At 69.9% G+C, this 20,630-nt stretch carries 18 protein-coding genes; 11 read left to right on the plus strand and 7 right to left on the minus strand.

Going from position 1 to position 20,630, the window contains the following annotated elements:
• Positions 1 to 25: 25 nt before the first annotated feature.
• The 3 genes from RMP09_RS00690 to RMP09_RS00700 form a co-directional block, all read right to left on the minus strand.
• Positions 26 to 658 (minus strand): Spy/CpxP family protein refolding chaperone, encoded by a 633-nt coding sequence (locus RMP09_RS00690; RefSeq protein WP_310564081.1) that lies wholly within the window; start codon positions 656 to 658, stop codon positions 26 to 28.
• 182 nt (positions 659 to 840) lie between these two features.
• Positions 841 to 1,278, minus strand: a complete 438-nt coding sequence (gene cueR, locus RMP09_RS00695; RefSeq protein WP_310564082.1) for a Cu(I)-responsive transcriptional regulator — start codon at positions 1,276 to 1,278, stop codon at positions 841 to 843.
• Complete coding sequence (locus RMP09_RS00700) at positions 1,275 to 1,475, minus strand: heavy-metal-associated domain-containing protein (protein ID WP_310564083.1); 201 nt, start codon at positions 1,473 to 1,475, stop codon at positions 1,275 to 1,277. Before RMP09_RS00700 ends, cueR begins: the two co-directional genes overlap by 4 nt.
• A 215-nt stretch (positions 1,476 to 1,690) precedes the next feature.
• On the opposite strand from RMP09_RS00700, the gene RMP09_RS00705 reads away from it, so the two are divergent.
• From RMP09_RS00705 to RMP09_RS00715, 3 genes are all read left to right on the plus strand, one after another.
• Complete coding sequence (locus tag RMP09_RS00705) at positions 1,691 to 3,961, plus strand: heavy metal translocating P-type ATPase (RefSeq protein ID WP_310564084.1); 2,271 nt, start codon at positions 1,691 to 1,693, stop codon at positions 3,959 to 3,961.
• A 124-nt stretch (positions 3,962 to 4,085) separates the two neighbouring features.
• Positions 4,086 to 4,679, plus strand: a complete 594-nt coding sequence (locus RMP09_RS00710; RefSeq protein ID WP_310564085.1) for a hemerythrin domain-containing protein — start codon at positions 4,086 to 4,088, stop codon at positions 4,677 to 4,679.
• A gap of 309 nt (positions 4,680 to 4,988) precedes the next feature.
• A complete protein-coding gene (locus RMP09_RS00715) occupies positions 4,989 to 6,236 on the plus strand; it encodes a YbfB/YjiJ family MFS transporter (protein ID WP_310564086.1) in 1,248 nt (415 codons plus the stop codon).
• A gap of 68 nt (positions 6,237 to 6,304) precedes the next feature.
• Here RMP09_RS00715 and RMP09_RS00720 read toward each other — a convergent pair whose 3' ends face one another.
• Together RMP09_RS00720 and gstA are read right to left on the minus strand one after the other, a co-directional pair.
• Complete coding sequence (locus RMP09_RS00720) at positions 6,305 to 7,360, minus strand: competence protein CoiA family protein (protein ID WP_310564087.1); 1,056 nt, start codon at positions 7,358 to 7,360, stop codon at positions 6,305 to 6,307.
• 310 nt (positions 7,361 to 7,670) lie between these two features.
• A complete protein-coding gene (gene gstA, locus RMP09_RS00725) occupies positions 7,671 to 8,282 on the minus strand; it encodes a glutathione transferase GstA (RefSeq protein ID WP_310564088.1) in 612 nt (203 codons plus the stop codon).
• A gap of 167 nt (positions 8,283 to 8,449) precedes the next feature.
• Here gstA and speB point away from each other — a divergent pair, with 167 nt between their 5' ends.
• The 5 genes from speB (at position 8,450) to RMP09_RS00750 (ending at position 14,410) form a co-directional block, all read left to right on the plus strand.
• Positions 8,450 to 9,370: an agmatinase gene (gene speB / locus RMP09_RS00730; protein ID WP_310564089.1), complete on the plus strand. Its 921-nt coding sequence runs from the start codon at positions 8,450 to 8,452 to the stop codon at positions 9,368 to 9,370.
• A gap of 120 nt (positions 9,371 to 9,490) precedes the next feature.
• Positions 9,491 to 10,801 carry an FAD-binding oxidoreductase gene (locus RMP09_RS00735; protein WP_310564090.1) on the plus strand — a complete coding sequence of 437 codons (1,311 nt, stop codon included), beginning with the start codon at positions 9,491 to 9,493 and terminating at the stop codon, positions 10,799 to 10,801.
• Between the two features lie 116 nt (positions 10,802 to 10,917).
• On the plus strand, positions 10,918 to 12,282 hold the full coding sequence (locus RMP09_RS00740; RefSeq protein ID WP_310564091.1) for an ATP-binding protein: 1,365 nt from the start codon (positions 10,918 to 10,920) through the stop codon (positions 12,280 to 12,282).
• Positions 12,279 to 13,676, plus strand: coding sequence for a sigma-54 dependent transcriptional regulator (locus RMP09_RS00745; RefSeq protein ID WP_310564092.1), 1,398 nt, complete (start codon positions 12,279 to 12,281; stop codon positions 13,674 to 13,676). Before RMP09_RS00740 ends, RMP09_RS00745 begins: the two co-directional genes overlap by 4 nt.
• Positions 13,677 to 13,900: 224 nt before the next feature.
• Positions 13,901 to 14,410 carry a hypothetical protein gene (locus tag RMP09_RS00750; protein ID WP_310564093.1) on the plus strand — a complete coding sequence of 170 codons (510 nt, stop codon included), beginning with the start codon at positions 13,901 to 13,903 and terminating at the stop codon, positions 14,408 to 14,410.
• A 28-nt stretch (positions 14,411 to 14,438) separates the two neighbouring features.
• Here the strand turns inward: RMP09_RS00750 and RMP09_RS00755 are convergent, their stop codons facing one another.
• Complete coding sequence (locus RMP09_RS00755) at positions 14,439 to 15,047, minus strand: DJ-1/PfpI family protein (RefSeq protein ID WP_310564094.1); 609 nt, start codon at positions 15,045 to 15,047, stop codon at positions 14,439 to 14,441.
• 35 nt (positions 15,048 to 15,082) lie between these two features.
• A complete protein-coding gene (locus tag RMP09_RS00760) occupies positions 15,083 to 16,567 on the minus strand; it encodes a PLP-dependent aminotransferase family protein (protein ID WP_310564095.1) in 1,485 nt (494 codons plus the stop codon).
• A 243-nt stretch (positions 16,568 to 16,810) separates the two neighbouring features.
• Between RMP09_RS00760 and RMP09_RS00765 the strand changes: the two genes are divergently transcribed.
• The 3 genes from RMP09_RS00765 (at position 16,811) to RMP09_RS00775 (ending at position 20,614) form a co-directional block, all read left to right on the plus strand.
• Complete coding sequence (locus tag RMP09_RS00765) at positions 16,811 to 17,611, plus strand: gamma-glutamyl-gamma-aminobutyrate hydrolase family protein (RefSeq protein ID WP_310564096.1); 801 nt, start codon at positions 16,811 to 16,813, stop codon at positions 17,609 to 17,611.
• A gap of 47 nt (positions 17,612 to 17,658) precedes the next feature.
• A complete protein-coding gene (locus tag RMP09_RS00770) occupies positions 17,659 to 19,032 on the plus strand; it encodes a glutamine synthetase family protein (protein ID WP_310564097.1) in 1,374 nt (457 codons plus the stop codon).
• Between the two features lie 142 nt (positions 19,033 to 19,174).
• The gene (locus RMP09_RS00775) at positions 19,175 to 20,614 is read left to right on the plus strand and encodes an aspartate aminotransferase family protein (protein ID WP_310564098.1); all 1,440 of its coding nucleotides are present in this window, start codon (positions 19,175 to 19,177) and stop codon (positions 20,612 to 20,614) included.
• The last annotated feature ends 16 nt before the right edge of the window (positions 20,615 to 20,630 follow it).

The raw sequence follows: 20,630 nt of genomic DNA on the forward strand, positions 1-20,630 counted from the left end.
GTGTTGTCCACCGGTGCAGCCGCGATCAGCTGCGCGGGCCGGAGCCACCCATGGGGCTCTGGGGCATGGGGCCGCCTTCGCAGCCCATGCCGCCACCCATGCCTTGCTGGCCCTTGCCACCGTGGCGGCTGTGGCCGTCTTGCCCGCCCATGCGGTGTTCACCCTTCATGCCGGCGTGGCGCAAGCCGCCGCCCTGCGCGTCAAAGGTCTTTTGCTGATCGGGTGTGAGCTGGGCGTAGAAGCTCTTGGTGGCGTCGATGCGCTTGGCCATCTCGGCGTTGCGTTCGGTGTGCAGGGCCTGCATCTTTTCCAGGCGCTGCGGCGTGGTCAGCTTGGACCAGTCTTCGACCGCGCCGGCGGGCTGGCGTGGTGTGTGGGCGGTGCGGGCGACGTAGGCGTTCCAGGCCGGTTCCTGCGTGGTGGTGATCTTGAGTTCGGCCTTCAGGCGCTCCATGCGCTGGGCGTGGCGCTCGGCCATTTTTTGCTGCATCTCGGCCATGCGGGCCGGGTCCATCGGGCCGCCGACGCGTTGGGCCATGTGCTGGGCGTGCAGGTCGCCAGGCACGGTGGCGTTCTGGGCGATGGCGGTGATGGAGAGGCCGGCGAACGCGGCGGCCAGCACGGTGGCGATGACGGCTTTGGTGGTGTTGGGTTTCATGTGTCGCTCCTTGGGGGTGGGAAGAACCGGGCCAGCGAGGGGTTCCCGTCTGGCATGGATTCAGTGTCGGAGCGGCGTGTAAAGCGGCATCGGAGCCTGTGCGTCTGTTTGGTAAAGATTTGTTCCACTGATCGGCGCCGCAGGCCGCGCCCGGCCCGCCCGGGGCCGCGCAACCCACCGCCTCAGACCTTGCCGAGGTCGTCCAGGATGGGGCAGTCCGGCCGGTCGTTGCCCGGGCAGTGGCACAGCAGGGCGTCCAGGCTGCGCTGCATGGCCTGCAGCGCGGCGATGCGCTGGGCCAGGTCGTCGTGGTGCTTTTGCGCGATGCGCTTGACGCTGGCGCTGCTGCGGCGCCGGTTGTGCCACAGGCCCACGAGTTCGCTCACCGCGTCCAGGCTGAAGCCCATGTCGCGCGCGCGGCGGATGAAGCGCAGCGTGTGCACGTCGGCCTGGCTGTACTGGCGGTAGTTGCTGTCGGTGCGCGCGACCGCGCCCAGCAGGCCCTGGGCTTCGTAGTGGCGCAGCATCTTGGACGAGATGCCCGAGAGCTGCGCCGCGGTGCCGATGTTGACCGGCCAGTGCGCCACGCCGTGCAGTGGCGCATCGGTGTCGGGGGTCATGCCGCGACCGCGTAGCCCTCTTCCCGGATGGCGGCGGCCACCGCTTCGCGCGGCTGCGTGGTGTTCACTTCCACCAGGTTCTGCGCGCGGTCGATGCGCACCTCGGCCTGCGGGTCCAGGGTCTTGATGGCCGTCTGCACGGCGCGTTCGCAGTGGCCGCAGGTCATGCCCTGCACGGTGAAGGTTTGTGGGTTCATGGGGTGCTCCTGAAAAATGGAGTCTGGATGATGCACCTTGACACGGTGTCAAGGTCAAGCGCGGGTCGGATACACCTTGTGGCTTGACCTTCCCATGATGGGAAAGCATATAACCTGGGCTTCGCCCTTCACCGCTGTGCGTGTGCCCGCCTCCCATGGGGACCACACCAGCGGCCTGGCACCGCCAGGTTCCCCGGCACACCGCGACCAGATCCATGAACACCACCATCGCCCCGGACCTCTCCCCCGACCTCTGCCAGATCGACCTGGGCATTGGCGGCATGACCTGCGCGTCCTGCGTGACGCGGGTGGAAAAAGCGCTCAAGAAGCAGCCCGGCGTGAGCGGCGCCACGGTCAACCTGGCGACCGAGTCGGCGCGCGTCACGCTGGCCGGTCCAGACGACACGCAAACCCTGGCGCGGCTCAAGCGCGCCGTGCGCGACGCGGGCTACGAGCCGCGCGCCATGGACGCGCCCGACGAGCTCTCGCCCGCCGGGTGGCTGGGCGTGCCCCAGGACTTGTGGCCGGTGCTCGCGGGCGTGCTGCTGTCGGCCCCGCTGGCCCTGCCCATGGTGGGCGACCTGTTTGGCAAACACTGGATGCTGTCCGCCTGGCTGCAGTTCGCGCTCGCCACGCCGGTGCAGTTCTGGCTGGGCGCGCGTTTTTACAAGGCCGGCTGGCACGCGCTCAAGGCGCTGACCGGCAACATGGAACTGCTGGTGGCCATCGGCACCACGGCGGGCTGGGCGCTGTCCACCTGGCTGTGGTGGCGGGCCGAGCCCGACGAAATGGTGCACCTGTACTACGAAGGCTCGGCAGTCGTCATCACCCTGGTGCTGCTGGGCAAGTGGCTGGAGGCGCGCGCCAAGCGCCAGACCACCAGCGCCATCCGCGCGCTGCAGGCGCTGCGGCCCGAGAACGCGCACCTGGTGCCCGACGGCGTCAAGCGCACCGAGATGACCGACGTGCCGGTGGACGAGCTGCTGCCGGGCGATGTCATCCGCGTGCTGCCGGGTGAGCGTTTCGCGGCCGACGGCGAGCTGCTGCTGGGCCACACGCAGGCCGACGAATCGATGCTGACCGGCGAGGCCATGCCGGTGCCCAAACAGCCCGGCGATGCGGTGACCGGCGGCTCGCTCAACGGCGAAGGTTCGGTGGAGGTGAAGGTGCGCGCGGTGGGGGCGCAGAGCGTGCTGGCCCACATCATTGCCCTGGTGCAGGACGCCCAGGCCGGCAAGGCGCCGGTGCAGCGCCTGGTGGACCAGGTGGCCGCGGTGTTCGTGCCGGTGGTGCTGGTGATCGCGGCCGTCACGCTGGGGGGCTGGCTGTGGGCCGGCGCGCCGGTGGAAGAGGCGCTGCTGTACGCGGTGGCGGTGCTGGTGATCGCCTGCCCCTGTGCGCTGGGGCTGGCCACGCCGGCGGCCATCATGGCCGGCACCGGGGTGGCGGCGCAGCACGGCATCCTCATCAAAGACGCGCAGGCGCTGGAAATTGCGCACCGGGTGGACACGGTGGCCTTCGACAAGACCGGCACGCTGACCGAAGGGCACCCGCGCTTGCTGCGCATCGAAGGCGTGGCCGGGGTGGACGAGGTGGCCGTGCTGCAGGCCGCCGCCGCGCTGCAGGCGCAGAGCGCGCACCCGCTGGCCCGCGCGGTGCTGGACGCGGCGCGCGAACGCGGCGTGACCGCCGGCGCGGCCGAGGACGTGCAGGCCGTGGCCGGGCGCGGCAGCCAGGGCACGGTGCAGGGCGCGCGGCTGGCGCTGGGCAGCCAGCGCTGGATGGCGGAACTGGGCGTGGCCCTGGAGCCCGTGGCCGCGGCGGTGCAGACCGCGCAGGCCGAGGGCGCCACCGTGTCGCTGCTGGCCAGCCAGGGCGCCGATGGCCGCTGGAGCCCGCTGGCCCTGCTGGCCTTTGGCGACGAACCCAAGGCCGGCGCGGCCGAGGCCATCGCCACCCTGCGCGCGCAGGGGCTGCGGCTGTTCATGGTCTCGGGCGACAACGCGGCCGCCGCGCGTGCCATGGCGGCGCGCCTGGGCCTGAAGGACGACGCCGGCGAGGTGATCGCCGAGGTGCTGCCGGGCGACAAGGCGGCGGTGATCGCGCGCCTGAAGCAAGGCGGCCACGTGGTCTCGATGATCGGGGATGGCGTGAACGACGCGCCGGCGCTGGCCGCGGCCGACGTCGGCATGGCCATGAGCCACGCGCAGGGCGGCAGCTCCGACGTGGCCATGCACGCGGCCGGCATCACGCTCATGCGCGGCGACCCGGCCCTGGTGGCGGCGGCGCTGGACATTTCGCGCCGCACGGTGCGCAAGATCCGCCAGAACCTGTTCTGGGCCTTCGCCTACAACGCGGCCGGCATCCCGCTGGCGGCGCTGGGCTACCTCAGCCCGGTGCTGGCGGGCGCGGCCATGGCGCTGAGTTCGGTCAGCGTGGTGAGCAACGCGCTGCTGCTCAAGCGCTGGCAGCCGCCGGCGCGCTGAAAGTCGGCGGCCGCGTCCCGGGCGCTTGACATGGGTCAAGCGCCGGCGCGGTGGGCTGCCGCATAGTCTTGTTTCGAATTCACCGACCGCTCGGTCGGTTTTGAATCGATCACAGGAGACACCGATGACACACGAATCGCTGCGCGTCATTCGCGAGGAGCATTCCACGCTGGCCGCGATGCTGCAGTCGCTGATGCAACTGGTGCGCCGGGGCCCGGCGGCCGACGGCCAGGACGATTCGGCGCGCTTTTTCGACGTGCTGCGCGCGATGTTGTTCTACATCGACGAATTCCCCGAGAAGCACCACCACCCCAAGGAGTCGGACCTGCTGTTCCCGCGCGTGGCGCGCGTGGCGCCGCACGCCATGGCCACCATCGACCAGCTCGAACGCGACCACCTGCAGGGCGAGACGCGGGTGCGCGAGCTGATGCACCTGCTGATGGCCTGGGAGCTGCTGGGCGACGGCCGCAAGGCCGCGTTCATCGAGGAGGTCACCCGCTACGTGGACTTCTACCTGGAGCACATGCGGCTGGAGGAGTCGGTGATCCTGCCGGAGGCCGAACGCCTGCTGACCGAGGCCGACTGGCACGCACTCAACGCGGCCTTTGCGACCAACCAGAACCCGCTGAGTGGCCGCATCCCGCGCGACCCGGCGTTCGACCGCCTGTTCACGCAGATCGTGATGAAGGCGCCGGCGCCGGTCGGGCTCGGGTCATAAAGCGAAACACCCCCCGCGCCGCTTCGCGTCACCCCTCTCTCTCGCCTTCGGCGGGAGGGGGACGGCACTGGCCATCCGGCCTGAACTTGTCGAAGGGCGGCCAGGCGGTGCTTCTGGACGGCACCGTTTCAGGTGGTGAGGGTGGCGCTCAGGCGGCGTGAAAACCGATACACAGTGGTTTTCGAAAGCATCAAAATCCGTTCGCACCGAGCCTGTCGAAGTGCTGGTACCGCCCCAGGTTTTCCTCCATGGGCGGCCGCCCGAACGGGCGTGGGTGGCTACCCCCACGAGTAGCGCCACAATGGGCGCATGGCCCGCAGCACCCAGCCCGCCGACCTGAAGGTCGCGCTTCCGCCCCCGGACACCACGCCCTATCTGCGGCTGGCGCTCGCGTTGTCGCTGGGCGCCGCCGTGTCGCTGGGCATCACGCGGTTCGCCTACGGCCTGCTGCTGCCGCCCATGCGCGCCGATCTGGGCTGGAGCTACACCCTGGCCGGCGCCATGAACACCGCCAACGCGCTGGGCTACCTGCTGGGCGCGCTGGCCACGCCGACGCTGATGCGGCGCGCCGGCCCCGCGGCGCTGCTGCTGTGGGGTTCGGCGCTGGCCTCGCTGTTCATGGCGGCCAGCGGCTTTTTCACCGACGCCACCGCGCTGATGCTGCAGCGCCTGCTGGCGGGGGTGGCCAGCGCCTTCGTGTTCATCGCCGGTGGCCTGCTGGCCGCCCGCCTGGGGGCGCGCCAGCCGCAGCGCAGCGGCCTGCTGCTGGGCCTGTACTACGGTGGCACGGGGGTGGGCATCGTGCTGTCGGCCCTGGGCGTGCCGCTGGCGCTGCGGGCGGCGGCCGGGCAGGCGCACGGCTGGGCCTGGGCCTGGTGGGGGCTGGCCGGGCTGTGCGTGCTGGCCACGGCGCTGCTGCGCTGGCCGGCGCAGGCGCTGGTGGCGCTGGAGGCCGGGCCCGCCGCCGCGGCCCCGGCCGGTCACGCCCCCGTGTGTGCGACCCGGCCGTTCCGCGTGCGCGATTTCGCTTTCGGCCTGCTGGGCTACATGGGCTTTGGCGTGGGCTACATCGGCTACATGACCTTCGTCATCGCGCTGCTGCGCGAGCAGGGCGCAGCGCCGGCGGCGGTGACCACCTTCTACGCGCTGCTGGGGCTGGCGGTGGTGGCGTCCTCGCGCATCTGGGCCGGCCTGCTGGACCGGCACCGCGACGGCCAGGCGCTGGCCCGGCTGAACGCGCTGCTGGGCGTGGCCGCCATCGTGCCGGCGCTCACCAGCGCCTGGCCGCTGCTGCTGGCCTCGGGCCTGCTGTTCGGGGCGGTGTTCCTGTCGGTGGTGGCCAGCACCACGGCCCTGGTGCGGCACAACCTGCCGCCCACGCAATGGGCGGCGGGCATCAGCGCCTTCACCACCGTGTTCGCGGCCGGCCAGATCGTCGGCCCCACGGTGGTGGGCTTCATCGCCGACGGGCCGGGCGGACTGGCGCGTGGCCTGGTGTTTTCGGCCTGCGCGCTGTGGGTGGGGGCGGTGCTGGCGCTGCGCCAGCGGGCGCTGTGATCGGGGCGCCGCCAGCGTGACCGGTAGGTTGCTCGATAACGCTCAAGGAGCCCTGTAACGCGTACCGCTCATGAGGCAGCGTGGGTAAGCGACTCGCGCAGCATCCAAACGCCACCGCCCTCGACTTCTCTAGGGATGACCGCGATACCGAATCTTGGCGGCTCATCTTCCTCTTGCTGCGCGGGAAGGTCGGGCCCGCCGAGCTCCCAATCGTCGTTCGGACTCGCCGCCTGCCGCATGCTCTCGAAGATGCGCTTGGACAGGTGAAAGTTGTTTTGTGGCGCTCGGCAATGCACGCACAGGTTACAAAAGGGGAACCGGGTTGGCTTGCCGTTGATAACGTCTTTGCGTCCGACCAGGTTCAAGCCTTGTGCCGCAAGCTCCTCGTTGGAAATGTCAGCCTGAAGCGATTCCAGTCGGTTTGAGATGCTTGGCACCGTATTGGCTGAGAGGTTCCAGCGGCCCTCATAGAAGTCGTCCGGCGTCAGCGCCGCGCCTGCGGCAGCGCCGTTTCCGTGCATGTGCTCCAGGACCTGCTTCACGGGCGCCTTGCATGCCCAGCACACGTCTTCAATGAACTCGACGAGATGTGGCCTGCTGTAGCGAGGAATGGTCCAGGTCAGCCGCTTCTGGAGCATGGCGGTGACGAACAGGGGAAGGCTCACGTCAAACCGTTCGACGATGGGCGGCTCTCCGACAACGATGGCCGACAGCTTGAACGCTGGCGTGTCCTTGTCAAAAGGAATAGTCCCCGGGCGTGCTCGTTCGCCAAAGAACCAGGCGGCTCGAACGCCTGAAGCCTTGTAGCGCATCTGCCGGCGGACGGTCTCTTCTGGGGTTTGAGGCGACAACTGAACCTCAAGCGCGAGCTTGGCGTTCCCCTTCTCGCAGAAAACGTCCGCAACCCATTCTTCGCCGGTAGGGGATACGCCTGGCCGCTCCGTCGTGACGGTCCAGCCTGCTTCGAGCGCAGCTCTGGCGATGAGCGTCTTGCAGTAGATGTGCTCGGAGCTCTCGGGGGCGGTGGTGCACTCGCCGCGGCGGGCGTGCGCGAAAAAGTAGTTTCCGCGGGTGCTGGTCTTCGGAATGGCTCCGACACCACAGCAAGGCATGTGTAGATTCAAGCCTCGGTAGGTGCGCTTGACCTCTGCCCACTGCTCAGCATTCAGCGCGAATGCGTGAATGTCTCCTTGGTCGCTCGCAGCTCGTATCGGCACCGTGCCTTGCCCGTCCCTGATGGTCTTGCCCAGCGCTCCCGTAGCGCCCTGCGACCGTCATTTTGCCGCGCCATCCTGCTGGAAAAATTTCCAGCAGAAAGACGCCCTCTGAAACGTCAAGTCTCAGAGGGCGAATCAGGTGCCGAGCGGGCCGGCGTCAACACTAAGTCAGCGCCTAGTCCTCGGAGCCCCTGTTGTCGGTCGTCGAAACCAGGCCTTATTTGGCCAGGCCCTCGGCCTTGAGCGCCGCCTGCACCGCCGGGCGGGCGCCGACGCGGGCGCGGTAGGTGTTCAGGTTCGCCAGGCCGCTGATGTCCACACCCACGAACGCCGCCCAGTTGGTGACGGTGAACAGGTAGGCGTCGGCCACGCTGAAGGCATCGCCCAGCAGGTACTGTTTGCCTGCCAGTTCGCCGTCGACCCAGGTCAGTCGCTGGACCAGGCGGTCCTTGGCCAGTTGCTTGGCTTCCTCGGGCATGGCGGGGTTGAACAGGGGCGAGAAGCCCTTGTGCACCTCGGTGCCGATGAAGGTCAGCCACTCCATCAGGCGGTAGCGGCCCAGGGTGCCGTAGGCCGGGGCGAGGGCCTTGTCGGGCGCCTGGTCGGCGATGTACTGCACGATGGCCGGGCCTTCGCGCAGCTTCTGGCCGTCCTGCATCACCAGCAGGGGCACGTAGCCCAGCGGGTTGATGGTGTAGTAGTCGGTGCCGTCGGGCAGCTGGTGGGTCTTGGTGGGGGCCGGGATGGCCTCGAACGGCAGGCCTGACTCGTGCAGCACGATGTGGGGCGAGAGCGAGCAGGCGCCGGGGGAGTAGTAGAGCTTGAGCATGGGGTCTCCTGGTGGTGGGCAATGGGTGGCGGCGATGCTAGCCGGCCCGGGGTTTTCTTGCAGGGCAGGGCCCATGGCCCGCTGGTGGTCGTGGCAATTGGACCGACCGATTGCCTGGTTTCGAGGTATCTTGAGGTTCCAATTACCCACCGATCCGCAGCACGCCCATGGCCACCGGTCACTTCGCTTTCGCCAGCAACACCAACCGTTTCCTCGCCTGCGAACCGCTGGCGAACCAGCCCTTCGCCATCGCCGGCGTGCCCTACGACGGCGTGGTCACCAACCGGCCCGGCGCGCGTTTCGGTCCGCAGGCCATCCGCGCCGCCAGCCTGATGCTGTGCGACGGCATCCACCCGTTCTTCGACGTGTCGCCGGTGGAGCAGCTGGGCGACGCGCTGGACATGCGCCTGCCCAACGCCTCGCCGCTGGCGGACGTGCGCGCACAGATCGAGGCGCAGGCCGCGGCCTTGATGGCGAAACACCACTGCGTGTTCCTGGGTGGCGACCACTCGGTCACGCTGTCGCTGCTGCGCGCAGCCAAGGCGCGCCACGGCCAGGCGCTGGCCTGCGTGCATTTCGACGCCCATTGCGACACCTGGAGCGACCACTTCGGCGAACCGTCGGGCCACGGCACCTGGACCTATGAAGCGATCCAGGAGGGGCTGATCAGCGCCGAGCACACAGTGCAGATCGGCATCCGCTCCAGCGGCGAACGCGCTGCGCGCGAGTACGTGGCCGACCAGGGCGGGCAGATCTTCACGGCGCGCGCGCTGCGCGGGCTGGACGGCGCGGCGCTGGGCCCCGTGCTGGCCGCGATCCGGCAGCGCATCGGCAACCGGCCGTGTTACCTGACGCTGGACATCGACGTGCTGGACCCGGCCTTTGCGCCCGGCACCGGCACGCCCGAACCGGGCGGCCTGACCAGCGCCCAGGTGCTGACCTTCGTGGAAGAGCTGGCCGACCTGAACTGGGTCGGCATGGACTGCGTGGAGGTGGCCCCGGCCTACGACCACGCCGAGCTGACCAGCAACGCGGCCGCCACCTTCGTGTGGACCTATCTGTGCGGCCAGGTCGCCAAAAAGAAGTGAACACCCCCCTGCGCCACTGCGCGTCTTCCCCCCTCTCCTGCGAGAGGGTGGACGCACCCTGTGGCCCGGCAACGCCGGCGCCACGGATGCCCTGATCCTCCCGACCGAGGCACACCGACCATGTTCAACCGCTCCCTGCTGAACTCCGACACCCAGCTCAACCAGCAAAGCTATTACGAGGCCAGTGTCACGCGGCCCGAGGCGGCGTCGCCGCTGCAGGGCGCGGTGCAGGCCGATGTGGTGGTGGTCGGTGGCGGCTTCGCCGGCCTGTCGGCCGCGCTGGAACTGGCGCAGCGGGGCCTGTCGGTGGTGCTGCTCGAAGCCGATCGCATCGGCTCCGGCGCCAGCGGGCGCAACGGCGGCCAGGCCATCGTGGGCTACGCCAGCGGGCAGGGGCCGTTTGAAGCGCAGCTGGGCGCCGCCGACGCGCAGCGCGCCTGGGACCTGTCGGTGCAGGCGGTGGACCTGATCGAACAGCGCATCGCCCGCCACGGCATCGATTGCGACTGGCAGCGCGGCTACACCTACGTGGCCGATTCGGCGAAGAAGGCGCGCGCCCTGCGCGACGAGTTTGACGACCATAGCCGCCGCGGCGTGGTGGGTGCATGGGCCGAGGGCGCGGACGTGGCGCGCTTCATCGGCAGCCCGCGTTACGTGGCGGCGTTCCGCGAAAACACCTCGGGCCACCTGCACCCGCTGAAGTACGCGCTGGGCCTGGCGCGCGCGGCGCAGGCGGCGGGGGTGCGCATCCATGAACATTCGCCGGTCACCGGCCTGCAGCGCGGCAGCACCCTGGTGGCACGCACAGCGCAGGGCCAGGTGACGGCGCGCTTTGGCGTGCTGGCCGGCAACTGCATGCTGCCGGAGTTCGGGCCGCGGGTGGCGCCCGAGATCGCGCCGCGCGTCATGCCGGTGGGCACCTACATCGTGGGCACCGAGCCGCTGGACGCCGCGCTGTGCGAGCGCCTGATCCCCGGCAACGCCGCGGTGTGCGACAACAACTTCGTCCTCGACTACTTCCGCTTCAGCGCCGACCGGCGCATGCTGTTCGGCGGCCGCGTGAGCTACACCACCATGACGCCGCCCGACCTGAAGGGCGTGATGGCACGGCGCATGGGCGAGGTGTTCCCCGAGCTGCGCGGGGTGGATGTGCCCTATGTGTGGGGCGGCTTTGTGGACATCAGCATGAACCGCGCGCCCGACTTCGGCCGCCTGGGCGACAACTTGTATTACCTGCAAGGCTTCAGCGGCCACGGCGTGGCGCTCACGGGCCTGGCCGGCCAGCTGGTGGCCGAGGCGGTGGCCGGGCAGGCCGGGCGCTTCGATGTGTTCGCGCGGCTCAAGCACCACCCCTTCCCCGGGGGCGCGCTGCTGCGCACGCCCAGCCTGGCGCTGGGCATGCTGTGGTACCGGCTCAAGGACGCACTCTGACACGGGCCGCGCCGGCCCCACCCTGACCGCCCTGCCCAACGGCCGCGGGGCGCGGCCAGCGCGTCCCTAGAATGCGGAGGCCGCCTGTGCACACCTTGTCCAGACCGGACCGCCCCATGGCCCTGCCCGACCTCCGTCAGCTGTTCCGCCGCCCCGCCCTGTTCTGGACGCGGCGTTTTGCGGTCCTGAGCCTGCTGTGCGTGGTGGTCACCGCGTCGGTCAGCGCCACGCTGCTCTCGCGCAACGTGTCCGAGCGCATGCTCTGGCGCACCGCAGAACTGGCGCAGGAATTCCTGGACAGCCTGGTGCGCATGCAGCACGGCGACGCGCTGTTCACCCGACCGACCGAGCCCCGGGCCTTCGAGGCCCTGTTCGGTGAACTCGCGCGCATGCCGGGCCTGGTGCACACCCATGTGTACGACACGCAGCGGCGCCTGGTGTGGTCCACCAACCCGGCCGCCATCGGCCGCGACCCCGGCGCCAACCACGAGCTGGACGAGGCCCTTGGCGGCCGGCTGGCGCTGGAGAGCGCGCTGCTGGAGGCGGCCAACTTCATCAAGCCCGAACACGCCTTCATCCCCGACCAGGCGCGCGACGCGATCGAGGTCTACATCCCCGTGCACGACGCGCAGCAGCGCGTGGTGGGCGTGGCCGAGCTCTACATGCAGCCGCAGCGGCTGGTGCAGTCGGTGCACGAGATGACGCGCTTCGTCTGGCTGGCCTGCGCGGCCAGCGGCCTGCTGATTTACCTGGCGCTGGTGGGTCTGGTGATGATGGCCGACCGCCAGATCGCGCGCCAGCAGCGCACCATCGTGGCCAACGAATCGCTGGTGGCGGTGGGCGACATGGCCTCGGCCGTGGCGCACGGGCTGCGCAACCCGCTGGGTTCGATCCGCTCCAGCGCCGAGCTGATGGCGCAGGGCCCCGAGGCCGCCGCGGCGCGGGACATCATGGCCGAGGTCGACCGCCTGCAGACCTGGATCTACAAGCTGCTGGCCTATGCGCAGCAGGGCGGGCGCCAGCTCGCGCCGGTGGACCTGGCCGGGCTGTGCGACGCCGTGCTGCACAGCCATGGCGCGCGCCTGGCCCGCCAGGGCGTGGCGGTGGTGCGCCAGTGGGCGCCCGACCTGCCGCCGGTGATGGCCGATGCGCCCGCGCTGGAACAGGCGCTGGACAACCTGGTGGCCAATGCCATCGACGCCATGCCCCAGGGCGGCGAGCTGCGCCTGGGCATCAGCGAACGCAAGGGCCGGCTGGAGCTGCAGCTGGCCGACACCGGCGTGGGCATCGCCCCGGCCGACCTGGAACGCGTGTTCCAGCCCTTTCACACCACCAAACGCACCGGCGTCGGCGTGGGCCTGCCGCTGGCGCGCCGCACCATCGAACGCCTGGGCGGCAGCCTGCGCCTGTTCAGCTGGCAAGGCGAGGGCACACAGGCCGTGCTCACGCTGCCCACCGCCCCTTCCCGAACCACCGCATGAACTACAACGTCCTGATCGTCGAAGACGAGCCCGTGCTGGCCCGCAACATGCACCTCTACCTGGAGCGCCAGGGCCTGAGCTGCCAGACCGCCGGCAGCGGCGAAGCAGGGCTGGCGCTGCTGGACGAGCAACGCCCCGACGTGGTGGTGCTGGACCACAACCTGCCGGGCCAGGACGGGCTGAGCGTGCTCAAGCGCATGCGCGAACGCGAGCCGCAGCTGCCCATCGTCATGGCCACCGGCCACGGCAGCGAACAGGTGGCGGTGGACGCCATGAAGAACGGCGCCTTCGATTACCTGATCAAACCCGTGTCGCTGCACCAGCTCAAGCAGGTGCTGGACCGGGCGGTGCAGGCCCAGCGCCAGACGCAGGAGCTGCAGCACCTGCGTCGTGGGGTCGAAGGCGCACCGGCCAGCGGCCAGGGGCTGGCCGCGCTGGTGGGCGAATCGCCGGCGATGCAGAAGCTGGTGGGCCGGCTGCGCCAGATCGTCGACGCCGACACGCGCCTGACCGAGGGGGCGGCACCGGCGGTGCTGGTCCACGGCGAGACCGGCACCGGCAAAGAACTCGTGGCGCGCGCGCTGCACTTTGAAGGCCCGCGCCGCGCCGGCCCGTTTGTCGAAATCAACTGCGCCAGCCTGCCGGCGCACCTGGTCGAGAGCGAGCTGTTCGGCCACGAGCGCGGCGCCTTCACCGACGCGCGCGAACGCCGCATCGGCCTGGTGGAAGCGGCGCACGGCGGCACCCTGTTCCTGGACGAGGTGGGCGAGCTGGAACTGGCCACGCAGGCCAAGCTGCTCAAGCTGCTGGAAGACCACGAGGTGCGCCGCCTGGGCAGCGTGCGCCAGCAGAAGGTGGATGTGCGCGTGCTCGCCGCCACCAACCGCCCGCTCGAAGCCATGGTGCAGGCGGGCACGTTCCGCAGCGACCTGTTCTTCCGCCTGGGCGCGCTGCGCGTGAACCTGCCGCCGCTGCGCGAGCGCGCGGGCGACGTGCTGCTGCTGGCCCGGCTGTTCCTGGTGCGTTCTGCGCGCCGCTACGGCAAGAGCGGGTTGCGCTTTTCAGACGACGCCCTGGCGCGCCTGCAGGCCCACCACTGGCCGGGCAATGTGCGCGAGCTGGCCAACGTGGTCGAGCAGTGCGTGATGCTGGCGGTGGACCCGGTGATCGAAGCCGACGACCTGGCCCTGCCGGTGCCGCTGGATTCGGGCTTTGCCGGGCTGGAGCCGCTGAGCGCCGAGGCCCTGCCGGCCAGCCTGCCCGAGACCGAGCGGCGCCTGCTGCTCAATGCGCTGGAACGCAACCGCTGGAACGTGACCCAGGCGGCGCGGGCGCTGGGCATCTCGCGCGACACGCTGCGCTACCGCATCGACAAGTTCGGCCTGCGGCCCTGACCCTCGAACGGTCCTGGTGGGTGGGGCAAATCCCCCGTCCCACCCCATCAAATGGGCGTTTTGCCCATCTTTTTGGCCGCCCGTCCCCGACGCATGTGCAAAAAGCCCATGCAAATCAAGGCTCTGTGCGGGCGGCACGGACTGGCACGTCCGCTGCACAAGAAGACCCGTGTGGCGCAGTCCGGCGCCCACATCCACCTCTTCCTTTCCATCGGGAGTCCATCATGAAGACCTTGTTGTCCACCCTGGCGCTCGGCGTCGTTCTCAGCACCTTCGGCAGCGCCGCCCTGGCCGCCGCACCCGCCGCGGGCAGCCGCGATCTGTTCCCGTCCACCGATGCCGTGGCGGCGACCCCCGGCGATGCCGTTATCCAGCTGGCCCGCCAGGGCCGCGGCCGTGGCGGTGACAGCGGTGGCGACTCGGGCCGCGGCCGTGGGCGTGGCGGTGACGACAGCCGATCCAGTTCCAGTTCCAGCAGCAGTTCCAGCAGCGGCGATGCCGGCCGTGGCCGCGGCACCGACGACGTTCCGGGCGACGACCGCGGTGGCCGTGGGACCGATGACCCGGCAGGCGATGACCGCGGCCGCGGTCGGGGCACGGATGACGGCCCCAACCACACGCAGGCACCGGCGGACGACGCCACCCAGATGGCCCGCCGTGGCCGGGGTGCCGATGATGGGGCTGATCACCAGCGCCGTGGTCGCGGCCAGGACGACGGCCCGAACCACACCTGAGCGCGACGGGGCGGGCCGTCCGGCCCGCTCAGCGGGGCAGGTAGGGCGTGATGCAGCCCATCGCCCGTTCGACGTAGGCTTGCTTCTCGCCCACCGGCGCCACGTAGTGCAGCGCCGAGCGGGCGGCCTCCACGCCCTCGGTGCGGGCGATGACCCAGGCCGCCAGGTAGGGCGAGGCCAGGCAGCCGCCCGACGTGGCCACGTTGCCGGCCGCAAAGAACGGCTGGTCCAGCACCGCGACGCCGGCGGCCTGCACCCAGGGCTTGGTGGTGAGGTCGGTGCAGGCGGGCACGGCGCCCAGCAGCCCGAGTTGGGCCAGCACCAGGGTGCCCGAACACTGCGCGCCGATGAGCTGGCGCGCCGGGTCCAGGGCCTGGCGCAGGGTCGCCATGGTCTGCGGGTCGGCCACCACGTCGCGCGTCTGCAGGCCGCTGCCCACCAGCACGGCGTCGGCCGTGGCGGCTTCGGCCAGGGTGGACTGCGCGTGCACCACCACACCGTTCATGGAGGTCACGGTCGGTGCCGGGCAGCACAGCGTGACGCGCCAGCCGGGGCGCTTGACGCGGTTGAGCACGCCGAGGGCGACGAAGGAATCGAGCTCGTTGAAGCCCTGGAAGGTGAGGATGGCGATGTGCATGGGTGCGGCTCGGTTGGGGCAGAAAGGTGGCGCGTTCAGCGCGGGCTGCCCAAGGCCTGCACCGCCGCCGCCAGCACCGGCCCGCAGCGCTGGATTTCTTTCAGCGGCGCGTAGCCGTAGCCGATGACCAGGCCGCGCAGGTCGTTGCGGGCCAGGCAGTAGGCCGAGAGCGGGCGCACCGTCAGGCCTTGCTGGGCGATGCGCTGGGCCAGGAGCCGGTCGTCCACGTGCTGGGGCAGGCGCAGGCACAGGTGCAGGCCTTGTTCGGCACCGCTGATGAAGGTGTCGCCGCCCAGCACGGGCTTGAGCGCTTCGAGCAGCGCGGCGCGGCGCTCGGCGTAGCTCTGGCGGGCGCGGCGCAGCGCGCTGCTGAAGTGACCCATTTCGATGAACTCGGCCAGCGCGGCCTGCAGTGGCATCTGGCCCGGGCGGTTGAGGTCGTAGTGGGCCTGTTTGAAGGCGGCCACCAGCGGCCTGGGCACGATCAGGTAACCGAGCTTGATGCCGGGGTAGAGCACCTTGGAGAAGGTGCCCATGTAGAGCACGCGGCCGTCCACGTCCAGGCCTTCGAGGCTGGAAATCGGCGGGCCGGAAAAGCGGTATTCGCTGTCGTAGTCGTCTTCCAGCACCCAGGCGCCGTGCGCGCGCGCGGTGGACAGCAGCTGGTGGCGCCGCGCCAGCGACATGACGGCGCCGGTGGGGTACTGGTGCGAGGGCGTGACGTAGATCAGCTGCGGGCGCCGCGCCTCGTGGGCCGCGCCGGGGTGGATGCCTTCGTCGTCCACGGCCACCGGGTGCAGCGCCAGGCCGTTGGCCATGAAGGCCTTGGCCGCGCCCCAGTAGGCCGGGTCTTCCACCCACACGGTGTCGCCGTGGTCGGCCAGCAGGCGGGCGCACAGTTCCAGCGACTGCTGCGTGCCGGTGGTGACGATGACCTGGTCGGCCTCCAGCTGCACGCTGCGGAACACGCGCAGGTAGTCGGCGATGGCCCGGCGCAGCGGCGCGTAGCCACCCGAGTCGTTGTAGTCCAGCATGTCCGGGTAGGTCATGCGCCAGTGTTTGTTTTGCAGCCGCTGCCAGAGCGTGAGCGGGAAGGCGCTGAAGTCGGCGATGCCGGGGGTGAAGGGCTGGACTTCCAGTTCGGTGGCGCGAAAGCGCGCCGTCAGGGCCAGGCCGCGCTGCGACAGGCCGCCCGCCGCCGACCCGGGGGCCCCGCGCGGGGCCGGGCGGGCCGCCCCGCCGGGGCCGACACGCGGCACGTTGTCGTTGACGTAGGTGCCGCTGCCCACGCGGCTTTCGAGGTAGCCCTCGACGCTGAGCTGGTTGATGGCGGCCACCACCGTGTTGCGCGAGAGGTTGAGGTCCTGCGCCAGGTCGCGGCTGGAGGGCAGGCGCTCGCCCGGGCCGAGCTTGCCGTCCAGCATGGCGCGGCGCAGCGCCTCGTAGAGCTGGCGGTGCAGCGGCAGGGCGTCTTGCGCCCCCAGGCGGGTCATTTCAGCCAGCAGGAATTCGGACAGCATGGTGGCGGGGCGGTGGGGCAGGGTTCAACAAAGGGTCCGCAGCGCCATGCCCGATCCAACCGCACCGTGGAACCGCCCTTCGACAAGCGCAGGACGGGCCCCCTGTGCGGTCCCCCTTGCAATGGGGGAAGCCGCGCCAGCGGCGCAGGGGGTTGGCTCAAGTGGCACCATGGAGTGGCTTCAACTGGCTCCGATTGTGATCCAATTGACCGGTCAGAATCAATCCACGTGTTTGGAGATTCCATGAACAAGCCGACACCCTGCATGGTCTGGCTGCCCGCCGACCACCGCCTGCTGGGCGACCACGGCCACCAGATGCCCTTTCTGCTGCTGGGCGACAAGTACGCCCGCGCGGTCAAGGTGGGCGCCGACTGCCAGCCGGTGATGTTTCCGCTGGCCGACGCCGGACAGATCCCCGACCTGCTGCCCCTGGTGGACGGGGTGATGCTGACCGGCTCGCCGTCCAACGTGCACCCGGCCCACTTCGACGAAGACGTGGCCGACCCCAGCCTGCCGCTGGACCCGGTGCGCGACGAGCTCACCCTGGCGCTGATCAAGGCCTGCGTGCACGAAGGCGTGCCGCTGCTGGGCATCTGCCGGGGTTTTCAGGAAATCAACGTGGCCCTGGGCGGCACGCTGCACCAGCGGGTGCACGAGGTGCCCGGCCGCATGGACCACCGCGAGCCCAAGGGCGCGCCCTACGACGAGCAGTACGCACCGCGCCACGCCATCCGGCTGGCGCCGGGCAGCGTGTTCGAGGCCTGGGCCGGCGGCCCGGAGGTGATGGTCAATTCCCTGCACGGCCAGGGCATCAACCGCCTGGCGCCGGGGCTCGACGCGATGGCCCACGCCCCCGACGGCCAGGTGGAGGCGGTGGCGGTGCAGGGCGCCCGCACCTTCGCCTACGCGGTGCAGTTCCACCCCGAATGGCGCTGCTGGGAAACGCCGTTCTACAACGCCATCTTCGACGCCTTCGGCAAGGCCTGCCGCCAGCGCCGCAGCCTGCGCCTGCAGGCGGCCGACCTGGCGCGCGCGGGCACCTGACGCCCGCCCCCCCCCCGACAACCACAACGACAGACAAGGACCGGCACATGACAGCCCCCACCAAGACGAACATGAGCTTCAACGACCTCGAGAACTGGCTCAACCAGCGCCGCGTGACCGAAGTGGAATGCCTGGTGCCCGACCTGACCGGGGTGGCCCGCGGCAAGATCCTGCCGCGCGAGAAGTTCACCGAAGACCGCGGCATGCGCCTGCCGCAGGCCATTGTGGGCATGGGGGTGACGGGCGAGTTTCCCGAGAGCGGGCCGTACTACGACGTGGTCGACCCGACCGACAAGGACATGCAGCTGCGGCCGGACCCGAGCACGGTGCGCATCGTGCCCTGGGCCACCGACCCGACGGCGCAGGTGATCCACGACTGTTTCGACCACGAGGGCAAGCTGGTTCCCTTTGCGCCACGCAGCGTGTTGCGCAAGATCTGCGACCTGTATGAAGCCGAGGGCTGGGACCCGGTGGTGGCGCCCGAGCTGGAGTTCTACCTGACGGCGCGCAACACCGACCCGAACACGCTGCTCAAGCCGCCGATCGGCCGCAGCGGCCGGGCCGAAACCTCGCGCCAGGCGTACAGCATCGACGCGGTCAACGAGTTCGACCCGCTGTTCGAAGAGATCTACGACTACTGCGAAAAGATGGAGCTCAACGTGGACACGCTGATCCACGAAGTGGGCGCGGGCCAGATGGAGATCAACTTCTTCCACGCCCACCCGCTGGGCCTGGCCGACGAGGTGTTCTTCTTCAAGCGCACGGTGCGCGAGGCCGCGCTGCGCCACGACATGTACGCCACCTTCATGGCCAAGCCCATCGCGGGCGAGCCGGGCAGCGCCATGCACGTGCACCAGAGCATCGTGGACAAGGTGACGGGCCAGAACATCTTCAGCAACCCGGACGGCACGCCGTCCGAGGCCTTCTACCACTACATCGGCGGCCTGCAGCGCTACATCCCGGCGGCCATGGTGCTGGTGGCGCCGTACGTGAACAGCTACCGCCGCCTGAGTCGCCACACGGCCGCGCCGATCAACATCGAGTGGGGCCACGACAACCGCACGGTGGGCATCCGCTCGCCGATCTCCAGCCCGGCCGCGCGCCGGGTGGAAAACCGCGTGATCGGCGCCGACGCCAACCCCTATGTGGCGATGGCCATGACCCTGGCCTGCGGCTACCTGGGCATGAAGAACAAGATCAAACCCAAGCCCGAGATGAAGGGCGACGCCTACCTGGCGCCGTACTCGCTGCCGCGCAGCCTGGGTGAGGCGCTGGACTGGCTGCGCCGCGAACCCGACCTGCACGAGGTGCTGGGCAAGGAGTTCATCACCATCTACACCGAGATCAAGGAACTGGAGTTCGACGAGTTCATGAAGGTGATCTCGCCGTGGGAGCGCGAGCACCTTCTTCTGCACGTCTGATTTCCCCCCGCGCCGCAGGCTATGACCCACCCCCGCGCCGCACCTGCGGTGCGTCACCCCCTCAAGGGGGCAACGCTGGCGGCCCGGCCAAGCCGGTTCCGCGGCGTTCTTGATGAATGCACCGCAAGAAAGTGAGACCTTTATGAGCACCTCGACCCTCATTGCACCGCCCGCCCTGGTCCGCCGCGCCGAGCAGCAGGACACCAAGGCCATCCAGGCGCTGGACAGCGCGCACTACATCCACCCTTTCACCGACCACGGCGACCTGGCCACGCGCGGCTCGCGCGTGATGACGCGGGCCGAGGACATCTACGTCTGGGACTCCGAGGGCAAGAAGGTGCTGGACGCGATGAGCGGCCTGTGGTGCGTCAACGCCGGCTACGGCCGCAAGGAACTGGCGGACGCGGCCTACCAGCAGATGATGACGCTGCCCTTCTACAACAGCTTCTTCCAGACCACCAACGTGCCCGCGGTGCAGCTGGCCACCAAGCTGGCGGCGCTGGCGCCCCAGGTGGGCGACCGCACGTTCAACCACGTGTTCTTCTCCAGCAGCGGATCGGAGAGCAACGACACCAACGTGCGCATGGCGCGCCGCTACTGGGACCTGCTGGGCCAGCCCGAGCGCAAGGTCATCATCAGCCGCAACAACGCCTACCACGGCAGCACCATGGCGGGCGCCTCGCTGGGCGGCATGAGCGGCATGCACGCGCAGGGCGACCTGCCGATTCCCAACATCACCCACATCGAGCAGCCGCATTACTGGGAGAACGCCCAGCCCGGCGAAAGCAAGGCCGACTTCGGCCTGCGTGCCGCGCGCTGGCTGGAAGAGAAGATCCTCGCAGTCGGCCCCGACAAGGTGGCCGCCTTCATCGGCGAGCCGGTGCAGGGTGCGGGTGGCGTGATCATCCCGCCCGAGACCTACTGGCCCGAGATCCAGCGCATCGTCGACAAGTACGGCATCCTGCTGATCTGCGACGAGGTGATCTGCGCCTTCGGCCGCCTGGGCCACTGGTTCGCGTACGAGAAGTTCGGCATCAAGCCCGACCTGGTGACCTTCGCCAAGGGCGTGACCAGCGGCTACATCCCGCTGGGCGGCGTGATGGTGGGCAACCGCGTGGCCGAGGTGCTGATCGAGCAGGGCGGCGAGTTCAACCACGGCTACACCTACAGCGGCCACCCGGTGGCCTGCGCGGTGGCGCTGGCCAACCTGGAGCTGATGGAGCGCGAGAACCTGCCCGGCCGGGTGAAGAACGACGTCGGCCCCTACCTGGCCGAGCGCTTTGAGGAACTGAAACACCACCCGCTGGTGGGCGACGCCGAGACCTGCGGCTTCGTCGCCGGCCTGGTGCTGGTGCGGAACAAGGCCACGCGCGAGATGTTCGACCCGGACCTGGGAGTGGGCATGGTGTGCCGCCGCCACTGTTTTGCCAACGGGCTGATCATGCGCGCCGTGGGCGACCGCATGATCATCGCGCCGCCGCTGACCATGACGCACGCGCAGATCGACGAGATGATGGGACTGATCCGCCTGTGCCTGGACGCCACCGTCGACGAACTGCGTGGCAAGGGTTTGCTGGCATGAACACGGGCCACGGCGC

The sequence above is a fragment of the Hydrogenophaga sp. genome, from assembly GCF_031426985.1.
Classification (GTDB): Bacteria; Pseudomonadota; Gammaproteobacteria; order Burkholderiales; family Burkholderiaceae_C; genus Hydrogenophaga.